The organism is Streptomyces sp. ISL-99, from assembly GCF_018614005.1.
Lineage (GTDB): Bacteria > Actinomycetota > Actinomycetes > Streptomycetales > Streptomycetaceae > Streptomyces > Streptomyces flavidovirens.
In genome coordinates, this window is record NZ_JAGGPC010000028.1 from 142,462 (window position 1) to 167,594 (window position 25,133).

Annotated in this window: 22 protein-coding genes and 2 tRNA genes; 6 read left to right on the plus strand and 18 right to left on the minus strand. The window is 69.2% G+C overall.

Annotated elements, in window-relative coordinates; all coding sequences use genetic code 11:
* Nucleotides 1–17 precede the first annotated feature (17 nt).
* The 6 genes from mreD to J7E91_RS17270 form a co-directional block, all read right to left on the minus strand.
* The gene (gene mreD, locus J7E91_RS17245; protein ID WP_214905022.1) at nucleotides 18–689 is read right to left on the minus strand and encodes a rod shape-determining protein MreD; all 672 of its coding nucleotides are present in this window, start codon (nucleotides 687–689) and stop codon (nucleotides 18–20) included.
* A 12-nt stretch (nucleotides 690–701) separates the two neighbouring features.
* The gene (mreC, locus tag J7E91_RS17250; protein ID WP_214905025.1) at nucleotides 702–1,655 is read right to left on the minus strand and encodes a rod shape-determining protein MreC; all 954 of its coding nucleotides are present in this window, start codon (nucleotides 1,653–1,655) and stop codon (nucleotides 702–704) included.
* Nucleotides 1,656–1,756: 101 nt separating this feature from the next.
* Nucleotides 1,757–2,776 (minus strand): rod shape-determining protein, encoded by a 1,020-nt coding sequence (locus J7E91_RS17255; RefSeq protein ID WP_214905028.1) that lies wholly within the window; start codon nucleotides 2,774–2,776, stop codon nucleotides 1,757–1,759.
* 289 nt (nucleotides 2,777–3,065) lie between these two features.
* Nucleotides 3,066–3,479, minus strand: coding sequence for a nucleoside-diphosphate kinase (gene ndk / locus J7E91_RS17260; protein ID WP_028813451.1), 414 nt, complete (start codon nucleotides 3,477–3,479; stop codon nucleotides 3,066–3,068).
* Between the two features lie 92 nt (nucleotides 3,480–3,571).
* Entirely contained in the window at nucleotides 3,572–3,934 is a 363-nt protein-coding gene (locus J7E91_RS17265; RefSeq protein ID WP_214905031.1) for a DUF4233 domain-containing protein, read from the minus strand.
* A 5-nt stretch (nucleotides 3,935–3,939) separates the two neighbouring features.
* Nucleotides 3,940–5,454 carry a folylpolyglutamate synthase/dihydrofolate synthase family protein gene (locus tag J7E91_RS17270; protein WP_214905034.1) on the minus strand — a complete coding sequence of 505 codons (1,515 nt, stop codon included), beginning with the start codon at nucleotides 5,452–5,454 and terminating at the stop codon, nucleotides 3,940–3,942.
* A gap of 129 nt (nucleotides 5,455–5,583) precedes the next feature.
* On the opposite strand from J7E91_RS17270, the gene J7E91_RS17275 reads away from it, so the two are divergent.
* Nucleotides 5,584–6,606 (plus strand): rod shape-determining protein, encoded by a 1,023-nt coding sequence (locus J7E91_RS17275; RefSeq protein ID WP_214905037.1) that lies wholly within the window; start codon nucleotides 5,584–5,586, stop codon nucleotides 6,604–6,606.
* Nucleotides 6,607–6,711: 105 nt separating this feature from the next.
* Here the strand turns inward: J7E91_RS17275 and J7E91_RS17280 are convergent, their stop codons facing one another.
* On the minus strand, nucleotides 6,712–9,363 hold the full coding sequence (locus tag J7E91_RS17280) for a valine--tRNA ligase (RefSeq protein WP_214905049.1): 2,652 nt from the start codon (nucleotides 9,361–9,363) through the stop codon (nucleotides 6,712–6,714).
* A 136-nt stretch (nucleotides 9,364–9,499) separates the two neighbouring features.
* On the opposite strand from J7E91_RS17280, the gene J7E91_RS17285 reads away from it, so the two are divergent.
* Nucleotides 9,500–10,480, plus strand: coding sequence for a hypothetical protein (locus J7E91_RS17285; RefSeq protein WP_214905052.1), 981 nt, complete (start codon nucleotides 9,500–9,502; stop codon nucleotides 10,478–10,480).
* A gap of 65 nt (nucleotides 10,481–10,545) precedes the next feature.
* Here the strand turns inward: J7E91_RS17285 and clpX are convergent, their stop codons facing one another.
* The 5 genes from clpX to J7E91_RS17310 form a co-directional block, all read right to left on the minus strand.
* Nucleotides 10,546–11,841, minus strand: a complete 1,296-nt coding sequence (gene clpX / locus J7E91_RS17290) for an ATP-dependent Clp protease ATP-binding subunit ClpX (protein ID WP_214905055.1) — start codon at nucleotides 11,839–11,841, stop codon at nucleotides 10,546–10,548.
* Nucleotides 11,842–11,989: 148 nt separating this feature from the next.
* On the minus strand, nucleotides 11,990–12,661 hold the full coding sequence (locus tag J7E91_RS17295; RefSeq protein WP_285439094.1) for an ATP-dependent Clp protease proteolytic subunit: 672 nt from the start codon (nucleotides 12,659–12,661) through the stop codon (nucleotides 11,990–11,992).
* 41 nt (nucleotides 12,662–12,702) lie between these two features.
* The gene (locus J7E91_RS17300) at nucleotides 12,703–13,308 is read right to left on the minus strand and encodes an ATP-dependent Clp protease proteolytic subunit (protein WP_214905276.1); all 606 of its coding nucleotides are present in this window, start codon (nucleotides 13,306–13,308) and stop codon (nucleotides 12,703–12,705) included.
* 249 nt (nucleotides 13,309–13,557) lie between these two features.
* Nucleotides 13,558–14,946 carry a trigger factor gene (gene tig / locus J7E91_RS17305; RefSeq protein WP_214905077.1) on the minus strand — a complete coding sequence of 463 codons (1,389 nt, stop codon included), beginning with the start codon at nucleotides 14,944–14,946 and terminating at the stop codon, nucleotides 13,558–13,560.
* A 176-nt stretch (nucleotides 14,947–15,122) separates the two neighbouring features.
* Nucleotides 15,123–15,199, minus strand: a tRNA-Pro gene (locus J7E91_RS17310).
* A 138-nt stretch (nucleotides 15,200–15,337) separates the two neighbouring features.
* Here J7E91_RS17310 and J7E91_RS17315 point away from each other — a divergent pair.
* Nucleotides 15,338–15,411: transfer RNA gene (locus J7E91_RS17315), tRNA-Gly, on the plus strand.
* Between the two features lie 81 nt (nucleotides 15,412–15,492).
* Here the strand turns inward: J7E91_RS17315 and J7E91_RS17320 are convergent.
* A complete protein-coding gene (locus J7E91_RS17320) occupies nucleotides 15,493–15,687 on the minus strand; it encodes a hypothetical protein (RefSeq protein WP_037649254.1) in 195 nt (64 codons plus the stop codon).
* Between the two features lie 517 nt (nucleotides 15,688–16,204).
* Here J7E91_RS17320 and J7E91_RS17325 point away from each other — a divergent pair.
* Nucleotides 16,205–17,434, plus strand: a complete 1,230-nt coding sequence (locus tag J7E91_RS17325) for an acyltransferase family protein (protein WP_214905083.1) — start codon at nucleotides 16,205–16,207, stop codon at nucleotides 17,432–17,434.
* Here J7E91_RS17325 and J7E91_RS17330 read toward each other — a convergent pair.
* Complete coding sequence (locus tag J7E91_RS17330) at nucleotides 17,431–17,898, minus strand: HD domain-containing protein (protein ID WP_214905086.1); 468 nt, start codon at nucleotides 17,896–17,898, stop codon at nucleotides 17,431–17,433. The genes J7E91_RS17325 and J7E91_RS17330 overlap by 4 nt on opposite strands.
* A gap of 90 nt (nucleotides 17,899–17,988) precedes the next feature.
* The gene (locus tag J7E91_RS17335; RefSeq protein ID WP_214905087.1) at nucleotides 17,989–19,134 is read right to left on the minus strand and encodes a PP2C family protein-serine/threonine phosphatase; all 1,146 of its coding nucleotides are present in this window, start codon (nucleotides 19,132–19,134) and stop codon (nucleotides 17,989–17,991) included.
* A 107-nt stretch (nucleotides 19,135–19,241) separates the two neighbouring features.
* Here J7E91_RS17335 and J7E91_RS17340 point away from each other — a divergent pair, with 107 nt between their 5' ends.
* Nucleotides 19,242–20,492, plus strand: coding sequence for a GNAT family N-acetyltransferase (locus J7E91_RS17340; RefSeq protein WP_214905090.1), 1,251 nt, complete (start codon nucleotides 19,242–19,244; stop codon nucleotides 20,490–20,492).
* A gap of 365 nt (nucleotides 20,493–20,857) precedes the next feature.
* Here J7E91_RS17340 and J7E91_RS17345 read toward each other — a convergent pair whose 3' ends face one another.
* Nucleotides 20,858–21,670: an Fpg/Nei family DNA glycosylase gene (locus tag J7E91_RS17345; protein WP_214905093.1), complete on the minus strand. Its 813-nt coding sequence runs from the start codon at nucleotides 21,668–21,670 to the stop codon at nucleotides 20,858–20,860.
* 430 nt (nucleotides 21,671–22,100) lie between these two features.
* A complete protein-coding gene (locus J7E91_RS17350; protein ID WP_214905096.1) occupies nucleotides 22,101–22,589 on the minus strand; it encodes a ribose-5-phosphate isomerase in 489 nt (162 codons plus the stop codon).
* A gap of 169 nt (nucleotides 22,590–22,758) precedes the next feature.
* Here J7E91_RS17350 and J7E91_RS17355 point away from each other — a divergent pair, with 169 nt between their 5' ends.
* A complete protein-coding gene (locus tag J7E91_RS17355; protein ID WP_214905098.1) occupies nucleotides 22,759–24,213 on the plus strand; it encodes an amino acid permease in 1,455 nt (484 codons plus the stop codon).
* 71 nt (nucleotides 24,214–24,284) lie between these two features.
* Here J7E91_RS17355 and J7E91_RS17360 read toward each other — a convergent pair whose 3' ends face one another.
* Nucleotides 24,285–24,887: a biotin transporter BioY gene (locus J7E91_RS17360; RefSeq protein ID WP_214905100.1), complete on the minus strand. Its 603-nt coding sequence runs from the start codon at nucleotides 24,885–24,887 to the stop codon at nucleotides 24,285–24,287.
* Nucleotides 24,888–25,133: the final 246 nt, after the last annotated feature.

Consider the following 25,133-nt stretch of genomic DNA (forward strand, 5'->3'; position numbering starts at 1 on the left):
CGTGCTGCGCGCGGTGGTCACAGTCGCTTGACCCCCTTGATGCGTCCCGCCCGCGCCGCCCGTGAGCGGGCGGCCTTGACCCTCAGGCCCGCGCGCTGGCTGCCGACGCGCAGGCCGGTGCTGGAGGCGAGCCAGCCGCTGGCCACGTCGGCGCCGTTGTTGCCGCTCTGGCTGTCGGCGAGCGGATCGTTGTCGGCGCGTCTGGCCAGCCACATGACCACCGGCACGACGAACGGGGCGAGCAGCAGGTCGTACAGCGCGGAGGTGAGCAGCAGGTTCACGATGCCGACATGGCGGGCGGCGGTGTCGCCGACCAGGGCGCCCACTCCGGCGTACAGGAGGGTGGAGCCGATCGCGGCGACGACGACCGCGACCATCGGGGCGGTCGCGGACCTGAGCTGGCCGGTCTCCGGCTTGGCGAGTCCGGCGAGGTAGCCGATGACGCACAGGACCAGCGCGTAGCGGCCCGCCGCGTGGTCCGCGGGCGGGGCGAGGTCGGCGAGGAGGCCCGCGCCGAACCCGATGAGGGCGCCGCTGGTGTTGCCGTACACGAAGGCGAGACCGAGGACGGTGAGGAGCATCAGGTCCGGTACGGCGCCGGGGAGTTGGAGCCTGGCGAGAACGGTGACCTGGACGACCAGGGCGACGATCACCAGGGTGGTGGAGAGCAGCATCCGGTTGAAGCGCATGGGGTTCAGCTCCTACTCGGTGCCATCGGCGGGATCGGCGCCGTCGGCGGGAGGCCCCGAGGGCGTGACCGTGACGGTGACCGTGGGGGTGGGCTTGGGGCCCGCGGGCTTCGGCGGCAGGACCATGTCGCGCGGGTCCTGGCGCGGCGCCTGGACGACGACGCCGACGATGTCGAGCTTGGTGAAGCCGACGTACGGGCGGACGTACACGGTACGGGTGAGGTCGCCGCCGGACGGATCGACGCGGACGACCGTGCCGACCGGGACGCCGGGCACGAACGGCTTCGCGGCCTGCGAGCCGAAGGTGACGAGCCGGTCGCCCGCCTTGACCTTGGCCTTGCCGTTGAGCATCTGCACGCGCAGCGGGCGGTCGCCCTGGCCGGTGGCGAAGCCGAGTTCGTCGGTCTTCTCCAGGCGGGTGCCGACGGTGAAGTCCGGGTCGTTGGCGAGCAGTACGGTCGCGGTGTCCGGGCCGACGGTGGTGACGCGGCCGACGAGTCCGTCGCCGTTGAGCACGGTCATGTCGCGCTTGATGCCGTCGTTGCTCCCGGCGTCGATGGTGACGGTCCAGGAGAATCCCTGGGCCGCTCCTATCGCGATGACTTCGGCGCCCTTGATGCCGTACTGGCCGGCGCCGGCTCTCTTGAGCATCTTGTCGAGCTGGCGTACGCCGCTGCGGTTGCGGTCGTCGCTGCCGAGCTTGTGCTTGAGTGCGGCGTTCTCTCGCTCGAGGACGGCGAGGCGGTCGTGCCGCTCACCGGAGTCCCGAACGGCACCGATGGCGTTGCCGATCGGGTCGACAGCTTGGGCGACCCCGTTCTCCACCGGTCCGAAGACGGTGGCGGCGGCCCGCCTGGCGCCGTCGACCGGCGACTCCTCGCCGCCGCGGATATCCACCGTAATCAACGCGAATGCGATGGCGATCAGCAGCACCAGGAGCAGCCGGCTCTCTCGTGTGTCCCTCACGTGCGGCGGCCGTGCCTTCCTCGTCGGAATTCTTGTGTCTGTATATCAACGATCCGCCGCACGAGAAGGAAGGCCTCGTACGGCGGATTCGTCGGGGCGGCTCATCTGCGGGGCTGGGCGTCCAGTACCTGCTGGAGCGCCTCGAACTCCTCGACGCACTTGCCCGCTCCGAGCGCGACGGAGTCGAGCGGGTCCTCGGCGATGTGGATCGGCATGCCCGTCTCGCGGCGCAGGCGCTCGTCGAGACCGCGCAGCAGGGCGCCGCCGCCGGTGAGGACGATGCCGCGGTCCATGACATCACCGGAGAGCTCGGGCGGGCACTTGTCGAGCGTCGTCTTCACGGCGTCGACGATGGCGTTGACCGGCTCCTCGATGGCCTTGCGGACCTCGGCCGCCGAGATGACGACGGTCTTGGGGAGACCGGAGACGAGGTCGCGGCCGCGGATCTCGGTGTGCTCGTCCTTCTCCAGGTCGGACGCCGAGCCGATCGTGATCTTGATCTGTTCGGCGGTGCGCTCGCCGAGCAGGAGGGAGTACTCCTTCTTGATGTGCTGGATGATCGAGCTGTCCAGCTCGTCGCCGGCGACCCGGATCGACTGTGCTGTGACGATTCCTCCGAGCGAGATGACGGCGACCTCGGTGGTGCCGCCACCGATGTCCACGACCATGTTTCCGGTGGCCTCGTGGACGGGCAGGCCCGAACCGATGGCCGCGGCCATGGGCTCTTCGATGATGTGCACCCGGCGGGCGCCGGCCTGGGTGGACGCCTCGATGACGGCGCGGCGCTCGACGCCGGTGATGCCGGAGGGCACGCAGACGACGACCCGGGGGCGGGCCAGGTAGCGGCGCTTGTGGATCTTCAGGATGAAGTAGCGGAGCATCCGCTCGGTGATCTCGAAGTCGGCGATGACGCCGTCCTTCAGCGGCCGGACGGCAACGATGTTGCCCGGCGTCCGGCCGATCATCTTCTTGGCCTCGGCACCCACGGCGAGGATGCCGCCGGTGTTGGTGTTGATGGCGACGACGGAGGGCTCGTTGAGCACGATCCCTTTGCCCCTGACGTACACCAGCGTGTTGGCGGTCCCGAGGTCGACAGCCATGTCACGGCCGATGAACGACATTGAGTTCCCCTTGTTCCCCATGAGGATGCGTCGGGCCTTCCCAAGTGGAGCGGTTGGCTTTTTTAGGACGGCGAAGTGGGTGGTGCGGCGTGGAGGTTTCCATCGTAGTGCCGCCTGCACGGATGCGGCGCGAGGGTCCTTCGCCATTGTGAGCGGAACACGTACCCGTCCCAGTAATGGTGACGTCGTGTCGGAGGGATGCGTTCCCCGCATCTTCCCGCATATGCCGGGGGGCGGCCGAATTACTTCGGTCGCCCCAGGCCATGACCCCTATTTGGCTGACGTTATGTCAGGAAATGCCGGGGAAGAAAAGCTTCAGCTCCCGCTCGGCGGACTCCTCGGAGTCCGAGGCGTGGATGAGGTTCTCCCGGACGATGGTGCCGAAGTCCCCACGGATGGAGCCGGGAGCCGCCGCGATCGGGTCAGTCGGACCCGCCAACTGGCGTACACCCTCGATGACGCGCTCGCCCTCGACCACGAGGGCCACGACGGGACCGGACGCCATGAACTCGACCAGCGGCTCGTAGAAGGGGCGGCCCTTGTGCTCGCCGTAATGCTGCTCCAGCGTCTCGTGGTCGAGGCCGCGCATCTCCAGCGCTGTGATCTTCCAGCCGGCCTTGCGCTCGATGCGGCTGATGATCTCACCCACGAGTGCGCGTCGGACCGCGTCCGGCTTGAGAAGGACGAGAGTGCGCTGAGTCATGTACGGCTCCTTGCGGGCATAGCGGATGCAATGTCCAGAGGCTACAAGGACACGCCGCCGGGGCAGCACCCGGCACTGGCGGACAGCGGCCCCTACTGCGCCGGGGCCTGCGCCTCCGCCGCCTCCGCCTGCGCGGCCCACCGTGCCTTCGCCTCGTCGATCTTGCGGCCGTAGTGGATCGACGCCCACCACAGGCCCGCGAAGACCGCGCCGAGGAAGAACATCACCGGGACGACGAAGCCGCTCGCGATCAGGCCGATCTGGAGCGCCCAGCCGAGCTGCACCCCGCCCGGCCGGCCGAGCATCCCGCAGAGCAGCACGGACAGCAGCATCGCGACGCCGCAGACCGTCCAGACCGCGGTCATCGACAGGTCGTCCGACTTCATCGCGACGAGGCCCGCGAAGGCCACCACGAAGAACTCGCTGATCAGAGTGGACGCGCAGAGCATACGCACAGGAATCAGCCCCTCCCCAGGAGCAGCCGGGCCTCGCCGACCGTGATCACGGAACCGGTCACCAGGACGCCACCGCCGGCGAACTCGCCCTCTTCCTCGGCGAGCGTGATGGCGGCCTCCAGCGCGTCGTCGAGGCGCGGCTCGACCTGCACGCGGTCGTCGCCGAAGACCTCGACGGCGATCGCCGCCAGTTCGTCGACGTCCATCGCGCGGGGCGTGGAGTTACGGGTGACGACGACCTCGGCGAAGACCGGCTCGAACGCTTCGAGGACACCCCGCACGTCCTTGTCACCGCTCGTGCCGACGACCCCGATCAGGCGGCTGAAACTGAACGCCTCGGTGACGGCCTCCGCCGCCGCCCGCGCGCCCGCCGGGTTGTGCGCCGCGTCCAGCACGACGGTCGGGCTGCGGCGTACGACCTCGAGCCGGCCCGGCGACGTGACCGAGGCGAAGGCCTTGCGGACCGTGTCGATGTCGAGCGTGCGCGCGTGCTCCGCGCCGATGCCGAAGAACGCCTCGACGGCCGCCAGGGCCACCGCCGCGTTGTGCGCCTGATGCGCGCCGTGCAGCGGCAGGAAGATCTCTTCGTACTCGCCGCCGAGTCCGCGCAGCGCGATCATCTGGCCGCCGACCGCGATCTCGCGGGAGACGACGCCGAACTCCATGCCCTCACGGGCGACCGTGGCGTCGACCTCGACGGCCTTCTTCAGCATCACCTGGGCCGCGTCGACCGGCTGCTGCGCCAGGATGACCGTGGCGCCCTGCTTGATGATCCCGGCCTTCTCGACCGCGATCTCGCCGGGCGTGGCGCCGAGCCGGTCCGTGTGGTCCAGATCGATCGGCGTGACGACGGCCACCGACGCGTCGATCACGTTCGTCGCGTCCCAGCTGCCGCCCATGCCGACCTCGACGACCGCCACATCGACGGGCGCGTCGGCGAACGCGGCGTACGCCATGCCCGTCAGCGTCTCGAAGAACGACAGGCGGTGCTCCTGCATGCCGTCGGTCATCTCGACGTACGGCTGGATGTCGTTGTACGTCTCGATGAAGCGCTCGGGGTCGATCGGGGCGCCGTCCAGGCTGATGCGCTCGGTGATCGACTGCACGTGCGGGCTGGTGTACCGCCCGGTACGCAGCTCGAAGGCACCGAACAGCGCCTCGATCATGCGGGCCGTGCTGGTCTTGCCGTTGGTGCCGGTGATGTGGACCGAGGGGTACGCGCGCTGGGGCTCGCCCAGGACGTCCATCAGCGCCGCGATCCGGACCAGCGACGGGTCCAGCTTGGTCTCCGGCCAGCGGGCCAGGAGCTCCTGCTCGACGGCGCGCAGCGCCTTGTCCACCTCCGGGTCCTGCGGGCGCCCGGCGGCGCCGTCACCCTGCTGCGGGGCACCTTGGGTGCGCAGCGTACGGCTGCCTGCCTCGATCACCGCCAGGTCGGGGTCGCGGCCTGTCTCGGCCGAGACGATCTCTTCGAAGGCGTCGGGGGTGTCGCTGTCATCGTGCGGAGGGAGCTGGCTCACGAGACCAGTCTACGGAGCACCACCGACAGTGCCCCGCCAGGACCTGCATGCCGCCTTCGGCCGCTCTGCGGCGGCGGATCCGGCGGTGTCGTGCCAGCCTGGGGAAATCACGATCGGAGGTTTCTCCAGATGGGTGACACGGCCAAGGACATCGGTATAGACCTGGGAACGGCGAACACCATCGTCTACGCCCGGGGCAAGGGCATCGTCCTCAATGAGCCTTCCGTGGTGGCGGTGCAGGCCAGATCCGGTATCGCTCTCGCGGTCGGCCGTGAGGCCAGGGACGCCATCGGCCGGACGCCGGGTTCGATCACGGCGATCCGCCCGCTCAAGGGCGGTGCGATCAGCGACTACGCGGCCGCCGAGGCGATGATCCGGCACTTCGTGCGCAAGGCCGTGCCCGGCCGCAAGGCGCGCCCCCGGATGGTCCTGTGCGTACCGAGCGGTATTACTCCGGTCGAGCAGCGCGCGATCGTCCAGGCGGCCGAACGCGTGGGTGCCCGCACGCTGCATCTCGTCGACGAGCCGATGGCGGCCGCGATGGGGGCCGGGCTGCCGGTGTCGAAGGCGCACGGCTCGATGGTGGTCGACATCGGGGGCGGCACCACCGAAGTCGCCGTGATATCGCTGGGCGGGATCGTCGCGGCCTGGTCGCTGCGGGTGGGCGGTGACGGGCTGGACGCGGCCATCGCCGACCATGTGCGCAAGGAGCACGGGCTGCTCATAGGGGAGCGGACGGCCGAGACCGTGAAGCTGGCGATCGGTTCGGCCTGGCCGGTGCCGGAGGACCCTGAGCTGGAGAACCGCACGTACGCCGTCGGCGGGCGGGAGAAGATACCCGGCGGGCTGCCGCAGACCCTGGAGCTGTCCGCGGTCGAGGTACGGGCGGCGCTCGACGAGGCGTGCGAAGCGGTCGTCTCGGCGGTGAAGTCGACGCTGGAGGAGTGCCCGCCGGAGCTCGCGGACGATGTGATGGAGCACGGCATCGTGCTGACGGGCGGCGGGGCGCTGCTGCCGGGGCTGGACCTGCGGATAGCGGCGGGGGCGGGCATCCCGGTGTTCGTGGCGGACGACCCGCTGGAGTGTGTGGCGCTCGGAGCGGGCAAGTGCGTCGAGAACTTCGACGCGCTGGAGGATTTCCTGACGGACTAGGGCCTTTCCGGCCCTGATACGCCGGACAGGCCCTGGGTGACGTACGGCCCGAGGGCCCCCGCGCAGCTCGCGCGGGGGCCCTCGGCGTACGTCGTCGTACTCGCCCTACTTCTCCGGCAGCGTGGCGAGCTGCGCCGTGATGCGCTCGATGTCCGCCTCGGCCTTCGAGAGCCGCCCGCGGATCTTGTCGACCACGTTGTCCGGGGCCTTGGCCAGGAACGCCTCGTTCCCGAGCTTGCCGAGCGCCTGGGCCTTCTCCTTCTCGGCCGCCGCGAGGTCCTTCGCGAGGCGCTTGCGCTCCGCTTCGACGTCGATCGTGCCCGACAGGTCGAGGGCGACCCGCGCGCCCACGACCGGCAGGGAGGCGGTGGCGTGGAAGTCCTCACCGGCCGGCGTCAGGCGCAGCACCTGGCGGATGGCCGCCTCGTGCGGCGCCAGCGCCGTGCCGTCCAGGGTCAGTTGGGCCGGCACCTTCTGGCCGGACTGGAGGCCCTGGTCGGAGCGGAAGCGGCGGACCTCGGTGACGACCTGCTGGACGAGTCCGATCTCCTTCTCCGCCTCGGCGTCGCGGAAGCCGCCCGGGGCGTCAGCCCCAGGAACGAACACAGCCTTGGGCCAGTCCGCGATGACGAGCGACTCCTTGCCGGTGAGCGTGGTCCACAGCGTCTCGGTGACGAAGGGGACGACCGGGTGGAGGAGGCGCAGCATGACGTCGAGGACCTCGCCCAGGACGCGCGCGGAGACCTTGGCCGGCTCGCCGCCCGCGAAGAAGGTGGTCTTGGACAGCTCGACGTACCAGTCGAAGACCTCGTCCCACGCGAAGTGGAAGAGCGCGTCCGAGAGCTTCGCGAACTGGTAGTCCTCGTAGTACGCGTCGACCTCGGCCACCGTCGCGTTCAGCCGCGACAGGATCCACCGGTCGGTCGCCGACATCTGCTCGACCGGCGGCAGTTCACCTTCGACCGTCGCGCCGTTCATCAGCGCGAAGCGGGTGGCGTTCCAGATCTTGTTGGCGAAGTTGCGGGACCCCTGGACCCAGTCCTCACCGATCGGGACGTCAACACCCGGGTTGGCACCGCGCGCGAGCGTGAAACGGACCGCGTCGGAGCCGTACTCGTCCATCCAGTCCAGCGGGTTGACCGCGTTGCCGAAGGACTTCGACATCTTCTTGCCGAACTGGTCGCGGACCATGCCGTGCAGGGCGATGGTGTGGAACGGCGGGGTGCCGTCCATGGCGTACAGGCCGAACATCATCATCCGGGCGACCCAGAAGAAGAGGATGTCGTAACCGGTGACGAGGACCGAGTTCGGGTAGAACTTCTCGACACTCGGGGTCTGTTCGGGCCAGCCGAGCGTGGAGAACGGCCACAGGCCGGAGGAGAACCAGGTGTCCAGGACATCCGTGTCCTGGTGCCAGCCCTCGCCGGTCGGCGCCTCGTCGTCGGGTCCGACGCAGACGACTTCACCATTCGGCCCGTACCAGACCGGGATCCGGTGACCCCACCACAACTGACGCGAGATGCACCAGTCGTGGAGGTTGTCGACCCAGCCGAAGTAGCGGGGCTCCATCTCCTTCGGGTGGATCTTGACCCGCCCGTCGCGGACCGCGTCGCCGGCCTCCTTCGCCAGCGGGCCGACCTTGACCCACCACTGCAGGGACAGCCGCGGCTCGATGGTCGTCTTGCAGCGCGAGCAGTGCCCGACGGAGTGGACGTACGGACGCTTCTCGGCGACGATCCGGCCCTCGGCGCGCAGGGCGGCGACGATGGCGCTGCGGGCCTCAAGACGGTCGAGGCCCTGGAACGGGCCGTGCGCGGTGATGACCGCTCGCTCGTCCATCACGGCCAGGTTGGGCAGCCCGTGCCGCTGCCCGATCTCGAAGTCGTTCGGGTCGTGGGCGGGCGTGACCTTCACGGCGCCCGTGCCGAACTCGGGGTCGACGTGCTCGTCGGCGACGACCGGGATACGGCGGCCGGTGAGCGGCAGCTCGATCTCGGTGCCGATGAGGTGCGCGTACCGCTCGTCGTCGGGGTGGACGGCGACGGCGGTGTCACCGAGCATCGTCTCGGCGCGGGTCGTCGCGACGACGATCTCGTTGTCCCCGGAGCCGTACCGGATGGAGACGAGCTCGCCGTCGTCCTCCTGGTACTCGACCTCGATGTCGGAGATGGCGGTCAGACAGCGCGGGCACCAGTTGATGATGCGCTCGGCGCGGTAGATCAGCTCGTCGTCGTACAGCTTCTTGAAGATGGTCTGGACGGCCCTCGACAGCCCCTCGTCCATGGTGAAGCGCTCGCGCGACCACGCGACACCGTCACCGAGGCGCTTCATCTGCCCCGAGATCTGACCGCCGGACTCGGCCTTCCACTGCCAGACGCGCTCGACGAACGCCTCGCGCCCCAGGTCGTGGCGGGACTTGCCCTCCCTGGCGAGCTCGCGCTCGACGACGTTCTGGGTTGCGATGCCGGCGTGGTCCATGCCGGGCTGCCACAGCGTCTCGTAGCCCTGCATGCGCTTGCGGCGGGTGAGGGCGTCGATCAGCGTGTGCTCGAAGGCGTGCCCGAGGTGGAGCGAACCGGTGACGTTCGGCGGCGGGATGACGATGGTGTACGGCTCTTTGTCGCTCTTCTCGTCCGCCTCGAAGTAACCGCGTTCTACCCAGCGCTCGTACAGCTTCCCCTCTACCTCGGCCGGCGCGTACTGGGTCGGCAGTTCGGGGGCGGGTGCGGCTGGCTGCTGCGATGAGTTCTCGGTCACGGGCTCAGTTTACGGGCGCCACAGCCCCGTACCGAAACCGGATTCTTGGTAACGGTGAGGGCCCCGCCGCCCCGGTATGCCGGTGGTTCCGTCAGGATGTTCGTAACGCATAAGTATCTGGAGGGGAACCCAGTCCATGAGCTACAACCAGCCGGGCCCGTACGGCGGGCAGCAGCCCGGTCCTTACGGCCAGCAGCCGCCGCAGGGCCAGCCGAACCCGTACGGACAGCAGCCCCCGCAGGGCCAGCCCGGCTACGGCTACCCCCAGCAGGCCCCGCCGCCGCAGGGCTACGGCTACCCCCAGCAGGGCCAGCAGCCGCCCCCGTACGGCCAGCCTCCGTACGGCCAGCCCCAGCAGCCGGGCCCCTACGGACAGCAGCCTCAGTACCCCGGCGGCATGGTCCCGCCGCCCCCGGGCGCGCCGAAGAAGAAGACGGGCCTGATCGTGGGCGTGGTGGTGGTCGCCCTCGCGGTCATCGGCGGCGGGATCTACTTCGCCACTCTTCGCGGTGGCGGTAGTGACATCGCCGACGACGGCAAGCGGTACAAGCTGGAGGCGCCGGAGACGGTTCTCGGCGGCGAGTACAAGAAGTCGGCCGCCGCGCCCGGCAGCGCCGGAGGCGGCATGACCTCCAGCGACCTCCAGAAGCTCGAGGGGCAGGGAATCAACAACCCCACGGAAGCCAGCGGCCAGTACGAGGCGGGCCAGGACATGGCCAAGAAGGCTCTGAGTTTCTCCGGTGTGTACGGCGAGATCGACGACCCCGCGAAGGTCATCGACGACATGTTCGCCGAGATGAAGAAGAACTCCGAGCAGAACGCGGGCAAGGGGGTTCAGCTCCTCGGCGAGGCCAAGGAGTTCACGCCCGCGGGCTTCGAGGGCGGCGTCATGAAGTGCCAGGAGGCCGAGTTCAAGCTGGGCGCGACGGTCTCGTCCGACGCGAGTTCCTCCAAGGGCTTCAAGACGCCGATGTGCGTCTGGGGTGACCACAGCACCGTCGCGTCCGTCACGTTCACCGACACCGGTGCCATCCTCGCGGGCGGCGGCATTCCGCTGGACGAGGTGGCGGACATGGCCGCCAAGCTGCGCAAGGATGTCCGCGTCGAGATCAACTGACGCGGCGGTGACGTGAAAAGGGCGCCCGGCGGGATTCGCCGGGCGCCCTTTCGCTGACTACGCCGCTACGCGGACTTCTCGTGGCGGCCGTCGTTCTTGATGATGCGGGGCTCGCGCGGCACCAGGGTCGGGTTGACGTTGCTGTGGACCACGTCCGCCGTGATGACGACGCGGGCCACGTCCTTGCGGGACGGGACCTCGTACATCACCGACATCAGGACCTCCTCCATGATGGCGCGCAGACCGCGCGCGCCCGTCTGGCGGAGGATCGCCTGGTCCGCGATCGCCTCCAGCGCCTCGCGCTCGAACTCCAGCTCCACGCCGTCGAGTTCGAAGAGCCGCTCGTACTGCTTCACCAGCGCGTTGCGCGGCTCCACCAGGATCTGGAGGAGCGCCTCTCGGTCCAGGTTGTGGACCGAGGTCAGGACGGGCAGGCGGCCGATGAACTCCGGGATCATCCCGAACTTCACCAGGTCCTCCGGCATGACCTCCTGGAACTGGTCGCTCGCCTCGATCTCCCGCTTCGAGCGGATCGTCGCACCGAAGCCGATGCCCTTGGCACCCGCCCGCGACTCGATGATCTTCTCGAGGCCGGCGAACGCGCCGCCCACGATGAAGAGCACGTTCGTCGTGTCGATCTGGATGAACTCCTGGTGCGGGTGCTTTCGGCCGCCCTGCGGCGGGACCGAGGCCGTCGTGCCCTCAAGGATCTTGAGGAGGGCCTGCTGGACGCCCTCACCCGATACGTCGCGCGTGATCGACGGGTTCTCGCTCTTGCGGGCGACCTTGTCGATCTCGTCGATGTAGATGATCCCGGTCTCGGCCTTCTTGACGTCATAGTCGGCCGCCTGGATCAGCTTGAGCAGGATGTTCTCGACGTCCTCGCCGACATACCCCGCCTCCGTCAGCGCCGTCGCGTCGGCGATGGCGAACGGGACGTTCAGCATGCGCGCGAGGGTCTGGGCCAGCAGCGTCTTGCCGGAGCCTGTGGGGCCCAGCAGGAGGATGTTGGACTTGGCCAGTTCGATCGCGTCGTCGCGGCCCGAGCCGGCGCCCGCGTTCTCGCCGGCCTGCACGCGCTTGTAGTGGTTGTAGACCGCCACCGAGAGCGCCTTCTTCGCGGGCTCCTGGCCGACTACGTAACCCTCGAGGAACTCGTAGATCTCCCGCGGCTTGGGGAGTTCCTCCCACCGCACCTCGGAGGTCTCGGCGAGCTCCTCCTCGATGATCTCGTTGCAGAGGTCGATGCACTCGTCGCAGATGTACACACCGGGACCTGCGATGAGCTTCTTCACCTGCTTCTGGCTCTTGCCACAGAACGAGCACTTGAGCAGGTCGCCGCCATCACCGATGCGTGCCACGAGGTGCTTCCCCTTCGCCTGGGAGACGCCACGTTCAGCGTCTCCTGGTGCCTCATATCCGACGGTACCTTGCCTGGCCCCTCGTTCGGGCCCCCCTTGGCGCGGTTCACATTGACGCGCGCCGCGCCAAGGGGTGGGCTGCCACGCGTCAGGCGCCCACCGGCGCGTTCTTTCGGGTGGACACGATCTGGTCGATCAGGCCGTACGCGAGGGAGTCCTCGGCGGTCAGGATCTTGTCGCGCTCGATGTCGTCGCGGATCTTCTCGATCGGCGTGGTGGAGTGCTTCGCGAGCATCTCCTCCAGCTGCGAGCGCATCCGCAGGATCTCCTGCGCCGCGATCTCCAGGTCGGAGAGCTGCTCACGGCCCGTCTGCGAGGACGGCTGGTGGATCAGCACACGCGCGTTCGGCAGTGCCATGCGCTTGCCCGGCGTACCGGCGGCGAGCAGCACGGCCGCGGCGGAGGCCGCCTGGCCCATGCAGACCGTCTGGATGTCCGGCTTCACGAACTGCATCGTGTCGTAGATGGCCGTGAGGGCCGTGAACGAGCCACCGGGGCTGTTGATGTAGATGGAGATGTCGCGGTCCGGGTCCATCGACTCCAGGCACAGCAGCTGCGCCATGACGTCGTTGGCCGAGGCGTCATCGATCTGCACGCCGAGGAAGATCACGCGCTCCTCGAAGAGCTTCGCGTACGGGTCGTACTCACGCACGCCCTGCGAGGTGCGCTCGACGAAGCGCGGCACGATGTAGCGGTTGTCCACCTGCGGGCCCGTGTAGAGGCCGCTCGCGGAGTAGTCGTTCATGTCGGTGTTCACCATCCTGGTGGCGTTCGGTGGGCTGGGGAGACTCGGTGCGGGGATCAGGCCCCGGTACCGCCGCCGCCCGGAACGCCCGAAGCAGAGCTGATGATCTCGTCGATGAGGCCGTACTCCTTGGCCTCCTCCGCGGTGTACCAGCGGTCGCGGTCACCGTCACGGATGATCGTCTCGACGGTCTGGCCGGAGTGCCGGGCGGTGATCTCCGCCATGCGCTTCTTCGTACGCAGCAGCTGCTCGGCCTGGATCTTGATGTCCGAGGCGGTGCCGCCGAGGCCGGCCGAGCCCTGGTGCATCAGGATGTCGGTGTTGGGGAGCGCGAAGCGCTTGCCCGCGGAGCCGCCGGTCAGCAGGAACTGGCCCATGGAGGCCGCGAGACCCATGCCGATCGTGACGACGTCGTTCGGGATGTACTGCATGGTGTCGTAGACCGCCATGCCCGCCGTCACCGAGCCACCGGGGCTGTTGATGTAGAGGTAGATGTCCTTGTCCGGGTCGGCGGCAAGGAGGAGCAACTGCGCTGTGATCTTGTTGGCGATGTCATCGTCGACCTGCTGGCCGAGGAAGATGATCCGCTCGCCGAGCAGCCGGTTGTAGACCTGGTCGCCGAGGCCTCCACCGATGGACGGCTCACCCGCGGCGTGCGGCATCAGATTCGTCACGTTTACACCTGCTCGTCTCTGACGGCATCGGCCGTCTCAGCGTCTTCGTACCGGAGGGCGGGGACTCCCCACTCTCCTCTTCATGGACCCTAACGCGCAGGTAGGGCAACGCCATCCCGCTTCCCGAACTGTTCGCTGGGAGCGCAAGGTACGGGCCCGCTCCCCCGTACGACGACGGGCCCGGACGCATGGTGCGTCCGGGCCCGTCCCCGCAGATCAGATCGGAGCGAACGAAGCTCAGGCCTCGGTCGTCTTCTCCTCGTCGGAAGCCTCGGCGGCCTCGGCGGCCGCAGGGGCCTCGGCGGTCTCGTCTTCCTCGTCCTCGAGCTCGACGGCCTCACCGTTGGTGTCGGTGACCTTGGCGGCCTCGACGACAACGGCGAGCGCCTTGCCGCGGGCGACCTCGCCGACGAGCATCGGCACCTGGCCACCCTCGACGACGGCCTGGGCGAACTGGTCGGGGCTCATGCCGGAGGACTGCGCACGCCGCATGAGGTGCTCGGTGAGCTCCTCCTGGTTGACGTTCAGCTTCTCCTTGTTGACGAGCTCGTCGAGGACGAACTGCGTCTTGATGCCCTTGACCGCCTGCTCACGCAGCTCGGCGTCGAACTCCTCGGCCGTCTTGCCCTGGATCTCGAGGTACTTCTCGATGTCCAGGCCCATCTGGCCGAGCTGGTGGTGCTCCAGGTTGTGCTTGCGGGTCTTGACCTCGTCCTCGAGCAGCTTCTCGGGGATCGGGACCTCGACCAGCTCCAGCAGCTTCTCCAGGACGCGCTCCTGGGCCTGCGTGGCCTGGTCGTACTGCTTCATGTTCTCGAGGCGCTTGCGGCTGTCGGCCTTGAGCTCGTCAAGAGTGTCGAACTCGCTGGCCATCTGCGCGAAGTCGTCGTCCAGCTCGGGCAGCTCGCGGGCGGCGACCGCGGTGACCTTGACGGTGACCTCGGCCTCCTTGCCCTCGGCGCTGCCGCCCTTGAGCGAGGAGGTGAAGGTGGCCTCGCCACCGGCCTCCAGGCCGGTCACCGCCTCGTCGATGCCGTCGAGGAGCTCGCCGGAACCGATGGTGTACGAGACACCCTCGGCAACGCCGTCCTCCAGGACCTCACCGTCGACCTTGGCCTCGAGGTCGATCGTCACGACGTCGCCTTCGGCGGCGGGGCGCTCGACCGGGTTGGTGGAGGCGAAGCGCGCACGCAGCTCCTCCACGGCCTTGTCGACGTCCTCGTCGGTGACCTCGACCGCGTCGACCTCGACCTCGATGCCGGAGTAGTCCGGGATCTCGATCGTCGGGCGGATGTCGACCTCGGCGGTGAAGGAGAGCAGCTCGCCGTCCTTCAGCTCGGTGATGTCGACCTCGGGCTGGCCGAGAACGTTCAGCTCACCCTCGTTGACAGCCTCGGTGTAGAACTTCGGAAGGGCGTCGTTGACGGCCTCCTCCAGCACAGCACCACGGCCGAACCGCTGGTCGATGACTCGGTTCGGGATCTTGCCCTTACGGAAGCCCTTCACCGTGACCTGCTGGTTGATCTTCTTGTACGCCGCGTCGAGGCTGTCCTTGAGCTCCTCGAAGGGCACCTCGATGCTGAGCCGAACCCGGGTCGGGTTCAGGGTCTCCACGGCGCTCTTCACGGTTCGGTCTCCTTGGGGGCTGACTTCTGGGGTTCTGCTGGGCCGCGCGGGAGGCGGCTTCGCCGTTCGAGCCCGGCACATCAGACACACGGGCACGAGTCTGCATAGTAACGGCAAGCAGGAAGACTCCCACAACGCGATCTTGGTCGAGATCGCGCCGGGATCATGTCTGGTGATGGTCGGGGTGGCCGGATTCGAACCGACGACCTTCCGCTCCCAAAGCGGACGCGCTACCAAGCTGCGCCACACCCCGTCGGTGCGACACGTAGGGTACATGCCCACGGGCTGTACGGCCGCCGTTTATACGTGGGGCGTATCGGGTGTGCGCCGACCGCCAGGAACCCGCTACGATGCTCTTCGTGCCGCGGTCACGTGACCTGCGGTGCTCTGTGCGGGCGTAGCTCAATGGTAGAGCCCTAGTCTTCCAAACTAGCTACGCGGGTTCGATTCCCGTCGCCCGCTCCACGGCCCCGGCCCGGCTCGGTGATACGTCACCGGCCGGGCCGGTGGCGTTTGCGGAGCCGCGCCGCCTCCCGTCGGCGCCCGTCAGAAGCTGATCTGGTTGATGGTCTCCGCTATCGAATTCAGGAAGCGGTTGATCGACGGCGCCATGCCGGTGGACGCGAGGAAGAAGCCGAAGAGAACGGCCACCACCGCCGGTCCCGCCTTGATCGAGCCCCCGCGGATCAACACCACCAGGACGATCGCCAACAGAAGCACCACAGACAGTGAAATGGCCACAACTGATCACACCCTCGGTCGGTCCGCCTTGCCGGCCCGGGAGCGCACGGCCCAGCGCACTCCCGCAAGCACCATCGTGCCACCAACTCACCACTGGTGGTTGACGGGTGACGGAACGTTGGTGACCTGTTCACGCCGCCGGGAGGCCCGGCGTACACCCCGGGGCGCGGGCGCCGCATATGCGCGCCGCTGAATTGAACTGCCCCGTGCGGGGGTTAATAGACGTGATCGTTTCGCTATCCACACATCACGTTCGCAGGAAATTCGAATTGCGCGGAGGCCCACACATCCGCGGTCGACAAACGCGCAATGAACAGGACATATCACCAGAGTCACCCTCTGGCGGTATGCACCATTTAATCAGGATGAAGTAGCCCATACGGGCGCGAAGGTGTGAGCCGCGCCATAAAGACCCATCGCTATGTCGACTTCTCTGCCCACGGGGCACTCACACCCAAAGAAGAGAGCCGGGATCGAGGTTTTACGGAATCCGTCCGGCGGCGCTAGGGTGCCTCAGATGTTTCACGCTCCGCACGGATATCAGAGGGCCCCGCTCCCCCCGGCCCGGGAGCAGGAGCCCGAAACACCCCTCGCACGGACCGCCGCGACCACCACCCTCCGGTCCGGGGCCGACACAGTCCCCACGCCCGCCGCCCCCGCCCGCGCCGCCACCCCTGCCCCCGCTGCCGCGCCCGCCCCTAAGCAGCGCGACGCGTTCTTCGACAACGCGAAGTACCTGGCGATCGTCTTCGTCGCGGTGGCGCACATGTGGGAACCCGTGATGGACGGCAGCCGCGCCACGCGCGCGCTGTACATCGTCGTCTACAGCTTCCACATGCCGGCGTTCATCATCATCTCCGGCTACTTCTCGCGCGGCTTCGACATGAGCCGCAAGAAGATCCAGCGCCTGATCACGGGCGTCGCCGTACCGTATGTGATCTTCGAGACCGCCTATACGTTCTTCAAGCGGTGGGCGGACGATCCCGGCCAGTCCATCAGCCTGCTCGACCCCTGGTACCTGACCTGGTTCCTGATCGCCCTGTTCGTCTGGCGGCTGACCACCCCCGTCTGGCAGTCGCTCCGTCATCCCCTGCCGGTAGCGCTGGCCATCGCCGTACTCGCCTCCGTGACCCCCAACATCGGTGACGACCTCAACCTCCAGCGCGTGCTGCAGTTCCTGCCGTACTTCGTGCTGGGTCTGCTGCTGAAGCCGGAGCACTTCCGGATGGTGCGGCGCCGCGAGGTCCGGCTGCTGGCCCTTCCCGTCGTGCTGTGCACGCTGGTCTTCGCGTACTGGGCCGCCCCCCGCATCGAGCTCGGATGGTTCTACCACAGCAGCGCAGCCCAGCAGATCGGCGCTCCGTGGTGGGCCGGGGTCGTCATGACCTTCGCCCTCTTCGGGTGCTCGCTGGTCCTGACGGCCTGCTTCCTGGCCTGGGTTCCGGGCCGCACGATGTGGTTCACGGTGCTCGGCGCCGGCACGCTGGGCGGCTACCTGCTGCACGGCTTCCTGGTGAAGGGTGCGGGATACGCGGACCTGTTCGAGACGTACCCCTGGCTCTCCACCCCGCTCGGCGAGATCTTCGTGACCGTCGTGATCGCCGTCGCGGTCACGCTGCTCTGCACCCCGTTCGTGCGGCGGATGTTCCGCTGGGCGATGGAGCCCGAGATGAACTGGGCCTTCCGCCGCGACCCGGCCGACAACGCCCGGCAGCGGGAGCGCCGCCCCGCGGGCAAGGCCTCCTAGGAGGCAGCGGTCCCGGGCCCGGGTTCCAGCCCCAGGAGACGGTGTACCTCCGCGTATTTGAGCGTGAGCCGGACCCTGGTCGCCTCGTCGAGAACGGCGAGACGGCCGGGGTCCGCGTTGTGTGCGAGGTCCGCCTCCTTGACCAGGCGCGCGCCGGGCGTCGCCAGGATGCGGCGCGTGTACGTGCGGAGGTCCTCCCCCGGCCGCTTGGTCACCGCGAGCACCATGTCCTTGGTCGACTGCGGCAGTTCGGCCGCCGCCAGCCAGTCCGCCGACAGCGCGTCGTCCTCCACCGCGTCGTGCAGCCAGGCGGCGGCGATCTGCTCCTCGGAGCCACCCCGCGCGCGTACGCCCTCGGCAACGGCGGCGAGGTGCTCGGCGTACGGCCGGCCCGCCTTGTCGGTCTGCGTGGCGTGCGCGGCCCGGGCGATCTCTTCCACCTCGGCGAGAGTCAGGTTCGGCATGGTCCGACTGTACGGACGGCGCCGCGGACCGGGTACGGGACGTCGGCCCGGGCTGAGCCGCGGCCTCCGCCACGCGTTACGCGTTACGCGTTACGCGTCGTGGCAGATCAGGAGGAGCGCGCGGTCGTCGTTGACGTCCTTCGCCACCGCTTCGATCAGGTGCCACGCCGCGCCCTGGAAGCCGCAGGACACGTAGCGGTCGGCCTCGCCCGTCAGGCGGTCGATGCCCTCCGCGATGTCCCGGCCCGACGCCTCCACCAGGCCGTCCGTGAACAGCATCAGTACATCGCCGGGCCCCAGCGAGCCCTTGCACGAGTCGAACTGGGCGCCGTCGTACACGCCGAGCAGCGGCCCCTCGCCGGACTTCTCCTCCCAGCGGCCGCTCCCCGCGTGCAGCTGGAGCGCGGGGAGGTGGCCCGCCGACAGGAGTTCGTAGTCGCCGGAGTCCAGGTCCAGAACCAGGTGGATGGAGGTCGCGAAGCCCTCCTCCCAGTCCTGGCGCAGGAGGTAGCCGTTGGCTGCGGGCAGGAAGCCGTGCGGCGGGAGCGAGCCCAGCAGGCCGCCGAACGCCCCGGACAGGAGCAGCGCGCGCGACGCCGCGTCCATGCCCTTGCCCGATACGTCGGTGAGTACGACCTCCAGGGTGCGGCCGCCGTTCGTACGGGCCGCGACCACGAAGTCGCCGGAGAACGACTGGCCGCCCGCGGGCCGCAGCGCCATCTCGCTGTGCCAGTTCTTCGGCAGGCGGGGCAGCGCGCTCTGCACCCGGATCCGTTCGCGCAGGTCGAAGAGCATCGTGCCGCCGCGGCGCCAGGGGACGCCGACCCGGGCCCGGAACTGGGCGATGATCAGGCCGAAGAAACCGCAGGCGGCGACCGTGAGGACCGTGCCGGGCGTGACCGTCGCCGGGCCCTGCGTATAGGGGCCGAGCGCGATCGACTCGACGATCAGCCCGGTGGCCGCCGCGGCGTACAGACCGAGCAGGCTCGCCGGGCGCAGCAGCAGGCCGCCGGCCACGATCGGGAGGACCAGCAGGGCCGGCGCGCACCAGACCGGCGACGCGATCGTGCCGCCGACGATCGCCGGAACGGTCAGCAGGAGGCCCACCAGGGCGATCCAGTCCGAGCCGTCGCCCCGGAAGTAGTCGACGCCGGATTTGCGCAGCGCGATCCGGGCCCGGAGCGCGCTCTTGCGCGTCCGTGCCGAGAACGATTCGGTTCCCACTCCACCTGCCATTGCGGTGGACCCTATCCACCCCGACCCGTGCTCCGCAGGGGGACCCCTGTGACATTGTGTTCGAAATTGGGTCGCCCAAATGCCGGGGGGCCTGGTAGGCATGGCATATGACCACCGAATTACGCGTGTTGCGGGCAAGTGAGTGGAACGACTGGCTCGAGGCGGTCGAACTTGCCTTCGGGGGCGTGGCCCAGAGCGCGGAGGAGCGGGAGCTCGACCGCGCGGTGACCGACCCGGCCCGGAGCCTGGGTGTCTGGGACGGGGACCAGTGCGTCGGCACGGCGAGCGCGTTCTCCTTCCGGCTGGCCGTTCCGGGCGGCGCCCTGGTGCCGGCCGCCGGCGTGAGCCTGGTGAGCGTCGCTACGACGCACCGGCGGCGCGGGGTTCTGACCGGGATGATGCGGCGCCAGCTCCACGACGTGCGGGAATGGGGCGAACCGCTCGCGCTGCTCACCGCGTCGGAGCCCGCGATCTACGGCCGCTTCGGCTACGGCGCCGCGACGCAGCAGCTGTCGGCGGAGATCGACACGGCGCGGGTACGGCTGGACGTACCCGCGGGCACGGACGACGTACGGCTCCGGTTCGCGAAGCCCGCTGATGCGCGGGACGCCTGCGAGGCGGTGTACGCGCGGAACGTACCGGGCCGGCCCGGGATGCTCGCGCGCAGACCGCACTGGGAACGAGTGCCGCTGATCGACCCGGAGAGCGATCGCGACGGCGCGTCGCCGCTGCGGTGCGTGCTGGCGGAGCGGGGCGGGCAGGACGGGGAGCCGGCGGATGTCGTCGGGTACGCCCGGTTCCACTTCAAACCGGAGTGGAAATGGGCCGGCTCCGACGGCACGGTCGTACTGCGTGACCTTGAGGCGCTCGACCCTGCGGCGTACGCGGCCCTGTGGCGCTTCCTCTTCGACATGGACCTGACGTCGAAGATCCGGACGCGCAACCGGCCCGTGGACGACGCCTGGCAGCACCTTGTCTCCGACATCCGGCGGTGCGACGTACGGCTGCGGGATTCGCTGTACGTGCGGCTGGTGGAGGTGGGGGCGGCGCTGGAGGTGCGTGCGTATCGGGCGCCGGTGGATGTGGTCTTCGAGGTGACGGACGCGTTCTGCCCCTGGAACGAGGGGCGTTGGCGGCTGACGGGCGACGCGAAGGGGGGTGCGTCGTGCAAGCGGACGGACGAGGCGGCGGAGCTCGCCCTGTCCGTACGGGAATTGGGCGCGGCGTACCTCGGCGGCGTCACCCTGGCCTCGCTCGCAGCGGCGGGACGCGTGCGGGAGCTGCGGCCGGGGGCGCTGGCGGAGGCGTCGGTGGCATTCGAAGCCGGGGTCGCGCCGTGGCTTCCGCACGGGTTCTGATCAACGCGGGTCGGGCGCCCGACGCCGCCCAGCAGGCGCAGGCCCGGTGCGGGAGGGTTGCCTGGGGCACGCCCGGCCCCGCCTCGCAATCCACGGTGCGCGAAGAGACCGACCGGACGCGACCGACGCCGCCCAGCAGGCCGCGCTGTGCGGGAGAGACGTTTGGGGCACGCCCGGCCCCGCCTCACCTGCCACGCCGCCGGTGAGGGGACGTGCCGGGGCGCTCCCCGCAGGGCGTTGAACGCAACCACCGCGAACGAACCAACGCAGTACCCGAACGTTCGACGCCCGAGGAGACGCCCCGGCGCGGCACCGACCCCGAAGCCCAGGGCCCCGGAACCCCGGAACCCAGAAGCGACGCGGGGTCAGCTTTGGCAGGGTGGGCACCAGAAGAGGTTGCGGGCGGCGAGATCGGCGGTGCGGATCTCGCCGCCACAGATGTGGCAGGGCAGGTTCGCCCGGCGGTAGACGTAGACCTCGCCGCCGTGGTCGTCGACGCGCGGCGGGCGGCCCATCGCTTCGGGCATGTGCTCGGGGCGGACCGTGTCGATGCGGTTGTTCCGTACGCCCTCGCGCATGAGGACGGCCAGGTCCGCCCAGATCGCGTCCCACTCGCGGCGGGTGAGGTCCTTGCCCGCGCGGTACGGGTCGATGCCGTGCCGGAAGAGGACTTCGGCGCGGTAGACGTTGCCGACGCCCGCTACGACCTTCTGGTCCATGAGAAGCGCGGCGATGGTCGTGCGGCTGCGGGAGATCCGCTGCCAGGCCTTGTCGGGGGCGGCGTCGGGGCGCAGCGGGTCCGGGCCCAGGCGGTCGTGTATCGCCTGCTTCTCGCCGTCGGTGATCAGGGCGCAGGTGGTGGGGCCGCGGAGGTCGGCGTAGTGGTCGTCGTTGACGAGGCGCAGGCGGACCGTGTCGGTGGGGGGCGGCGGGGCGGGCGTCGCGCTGCCGAAGCCGAGCTTGCCGAAGAGGCCGAGGTGGATGTGGACCCAGCCGGTGTCCTCGAAGCCGAGGAAGAGGTGCTTGCCGTGGGCGTCGGCGGTGGTGAGGGGCGTGCCGTCCAGGAGGGCCGCGCTGTCCGCGAACTTGCCCTGCGGGCTGGTCACGCGCACCGGGCCGCCGACGAAGCGGGCGCGGTGGTCGTCCGCGAGGCGGTGGATGGTGTGCCCCTCGGGCATGGGTTGGCGTCTCCTGGCGGGGTGGGGCTGCTGGGGGTCCCGGTTTTGCCGGGGCGTTGCGAGGCCCTGGGCTTCGGGGGCGGTACCGGCGGGGTTCCGGGGCCCTGGGCTTCGGGGGCGGTGCCGCGCCGGGGCGTCTCCTCGGGCGTCGAACGTTCGGGTACTGCGTTGGTTCGTTCGCGGTGGTTGCGTTCAACGCCCTGCGGGGAGCGCCCCGGCACGTCCCCTCACCGGCGGCCTGGCATGGGAGGCCGGGGTGGGTATGGCCCCGTGCCTCCCCCTCCGGCACTGTGGCATGCCAGTCGGGGTAGGGGTGGGCCGGTGCGTCCCCTCCCCCGGTACCGGCATGTGGGGGCGGTGTGGGTGTGGGCCGGTGCGCTCCCTCGCGGCGCCCGCACCGCGGCCGGTGTGGCGGCGGTGCGGGGTGGGGCTACGGGTGCTGGGGGTGGTGCGGCGGGATCGGGGGGAGGTCGCCGGTCTGCTCGTACGACGCCAGCATGTCGATCCGGCGCTGGTGGCGCTCTTCGTTGGAGTACGGGGTGGAGAGGAAGATCTCCACGAACTTCGTGGCCTCCGCCTGGGTGTGCATGCGGCCGCCGATCGAGATGACGTTGGCGTCGTTGTGCTCACGGCCGAGCGCCGCCGTCTGCTCGCTCCAGGCCAGCGCGGCCCGTACGCCCTTGACCTTGTTCGCGGCGATCTGCTCGCCGTTGCCGGAGCCGCCGATCACGATGCCCAGGCTCTCCGGGTCCGCGGCGGTCTTCTCCGCGGCACGCAGGCAGAACGGCGGGTAGTCGTCCAGGGCGTCGTAGATGTGGGGGCCGCAGTCGACGGGCTCGTGCCCATGGGCCTTCAGCCACTCGACGAGATGGTTCTTGAGTTCGTATCCGGCATGGTCGGAACCGAGGTACACGCGCATGGGACGAGTGTGGCACGGGTGGCGCCGCGCAGGCTTCGCCGGGGGTGGAGTGCGGGTCTTGCTTCGGATTTCGTACAACGATCCGGAATCGGGTCTTCCGTCCCGCGTAACTTCCGGTTTGAATGCGGGGGCTCGTAACCCGAGTGACCCAAGAAGCTAAGGATTGTGCATGAGCGCGCAGCCGACCCTTGCGAAGGCAGGCGGAAACCCCGTAGAACCAGGGAATCCGCAGTCCTCCGACGGTCTCCAGGCCGGTCTGAAAAACCGCCATTTGTCCATGATTGCCATTGGCGGCGTCATCGGCGCCGGTCTCTTCGTGGGATCGAGCGGCGGCATCGCTGCCGCCGGCCCGGCGATTCTTCTGTCGTACACACTCGTCGGCGCCCTCGTCGTCTTCGTCATGCGGATGCTCGGCGAGATGGCCGCGGCGAACCCGACGTCCGGCTCCTTCTCGGCGTACGCGGACCGCGCGCTCGGGCGCTGGGCCGGCTTCTCCATCGGGTGGCTGTACTGGTTCTTCTGGGTGGTCGTGCTGGCGGTCGAGGCGACCGCGGGCGCGAAGATCCTCGAAGGGTGGATACCGGCCGTACCGCAGTGGGGCTGGGCGCTGATCGTCATGGTCGCGCTGACCGCCACGAACCTGGTCTCGGTGTCGTCGTACGGTGAGTTTGAGTTCTGGTTCGCCGGGATCAAGGTCGTCGCGATCGGTGGGTTTGTTGTCATCGGTCTGCTGGCCGTCTTCGGGGTGCTGCCGGGGTCCGACAACCCGGGGGCGGGGTTCGCTCATCTCACGGACAGCGGCGGGTTCTTCCCGAACGGGCCCGGTGCGATTCTGACCGGTGTGCTGATGGTCGTCTTCTCGTTCATGGGCAGCGAGATCGTCACGCTGGCGGCCGGCGAGTCGTCCGACCCGCAGCGGGCCGTCACCAAGGCCACGAACAGCGTGATCTGGCGTATCGGCGTCTTCTACCTCGGCTCGATTTTTGTGGTGCTGACGCTGCTGCCTTGGAACGACAAGTCGATCCTGAAGGACGGGTCCTACGTCGCTGCTCTTAATTCCATCGGGATTCCGCACGCCGGGCAGATCATGAACGTCATCGTGCTGACGGCTGTGCTGTCGTGCCTGAACTCCGGGCTGTACACGGCCTCGCGGATGGCGTTCTCGCTCGGCCAGCGCGGTGACGCGCCGAAGTCGTTCGCCCGTACGAGCGAGAAGGGCGTACCGACGGCGGCGATCCTGTCGTCCGTCGCCTTTGGGTTCGTCGCCGTCTTCTTCAACTACAAGTGGCCCGACACGGTGTTCGCATTCCTGCTGAACTCCTCGGGCGCGGTCGCGCTGTTCGTGTGGCTGGTCATCTGCTTCACGCAGCTGCGGATGCGCGGCATCATCCTGCGCGAGGCGCCGGAGAAGCTGATCGTGAAGATGTGGCTTTTCCCGTATCTGACGTGGGCGACCGCGGCGATGATCACGTTCGTCATTGTCTACATGGCGTTCGACGACGCGGCGCGCGAGCAGGTGCTGCTGTCGCTGCTGGTGGCGGCCGTCGTGGTCGGTATCGCGTTCGTACGCGAGAAGCTGCGGCGTGGTCGCAGTGAGGCCGAGGAGTCGGCCGGCCGGGCGTAGTACGTACGGAAATGGGGAAGGGCCGGCGCCTCGGGTGGAGGTGCGGGCCCTTCCGTTTGGTTACGGGGGAATCAGCCTCGGTCGCCCATCAGCTTCCACCCGGTGGGCAGGGCTCCCATCGCCAGCGCCGCCTTCAGCGCGTCGCCGATCAGGAACGGGACCAGGCCCGCCGCCACGGCCGCGCCCAGCGACATGCCGGTGGAGAGGGCGAGGTACGGGACACCGATCGCGTAGATCACTGCCGAGCCCAGGACCATCGTGCCCGCCATGCGCAGCACCGAGCGGTCGCCGCCCCGGCGGGCCAGCGCGCCGACGACGGTGGCGGCCAGCAGCATGCCGAGTACGTAGCCGAAGGACGCGCCACCCGCGCCCGAGGTGCCGCCCGCGAACCACGGCACGCCGGCCATGCCGACCAGGGCGTACAGGGCGAGGGAGAGGAAGCCGCGCCGGGCGCCGACGGCCGTGCCGACGAGCAGCGCGGCGAAGGTCTGGCCGGTGACGGGGACCGGGGAGCCGGGGACCGGGACGGCTATCTGGGCCGCGATACCGGTGAGCGCGGCGCCGCCGAGCACCAGGGCCGCGTCGCGGGCGAAGGCCCGGGCGGCGGTGGTGGTGGACGGCAGCAGGTCGGCGAGGACCGCTCCGGAACGGGCGGGGGCGGCAGCAGTGCTCATCGGGACTCCGCGAAGGGAAAGGGGCTGGACAGAAAAGGACATCGTGACCGTAGCCCAGGGGTTAACGAGCGATCACCATCAGCCGCTGACAAAGGGAAGCTTGGTGGCGTGGTGGAGTTCGTACAAAGAGTGGGCGGTAATCGCTTGATTGCGTGATGCTCGTCACTGAGGTCGGGCGGCTGGGAGCGCTTTTGCGGGGAACGGGCGGGCCTGGGGAGACTGTAGGTTCTTGCTAAACGACCATTG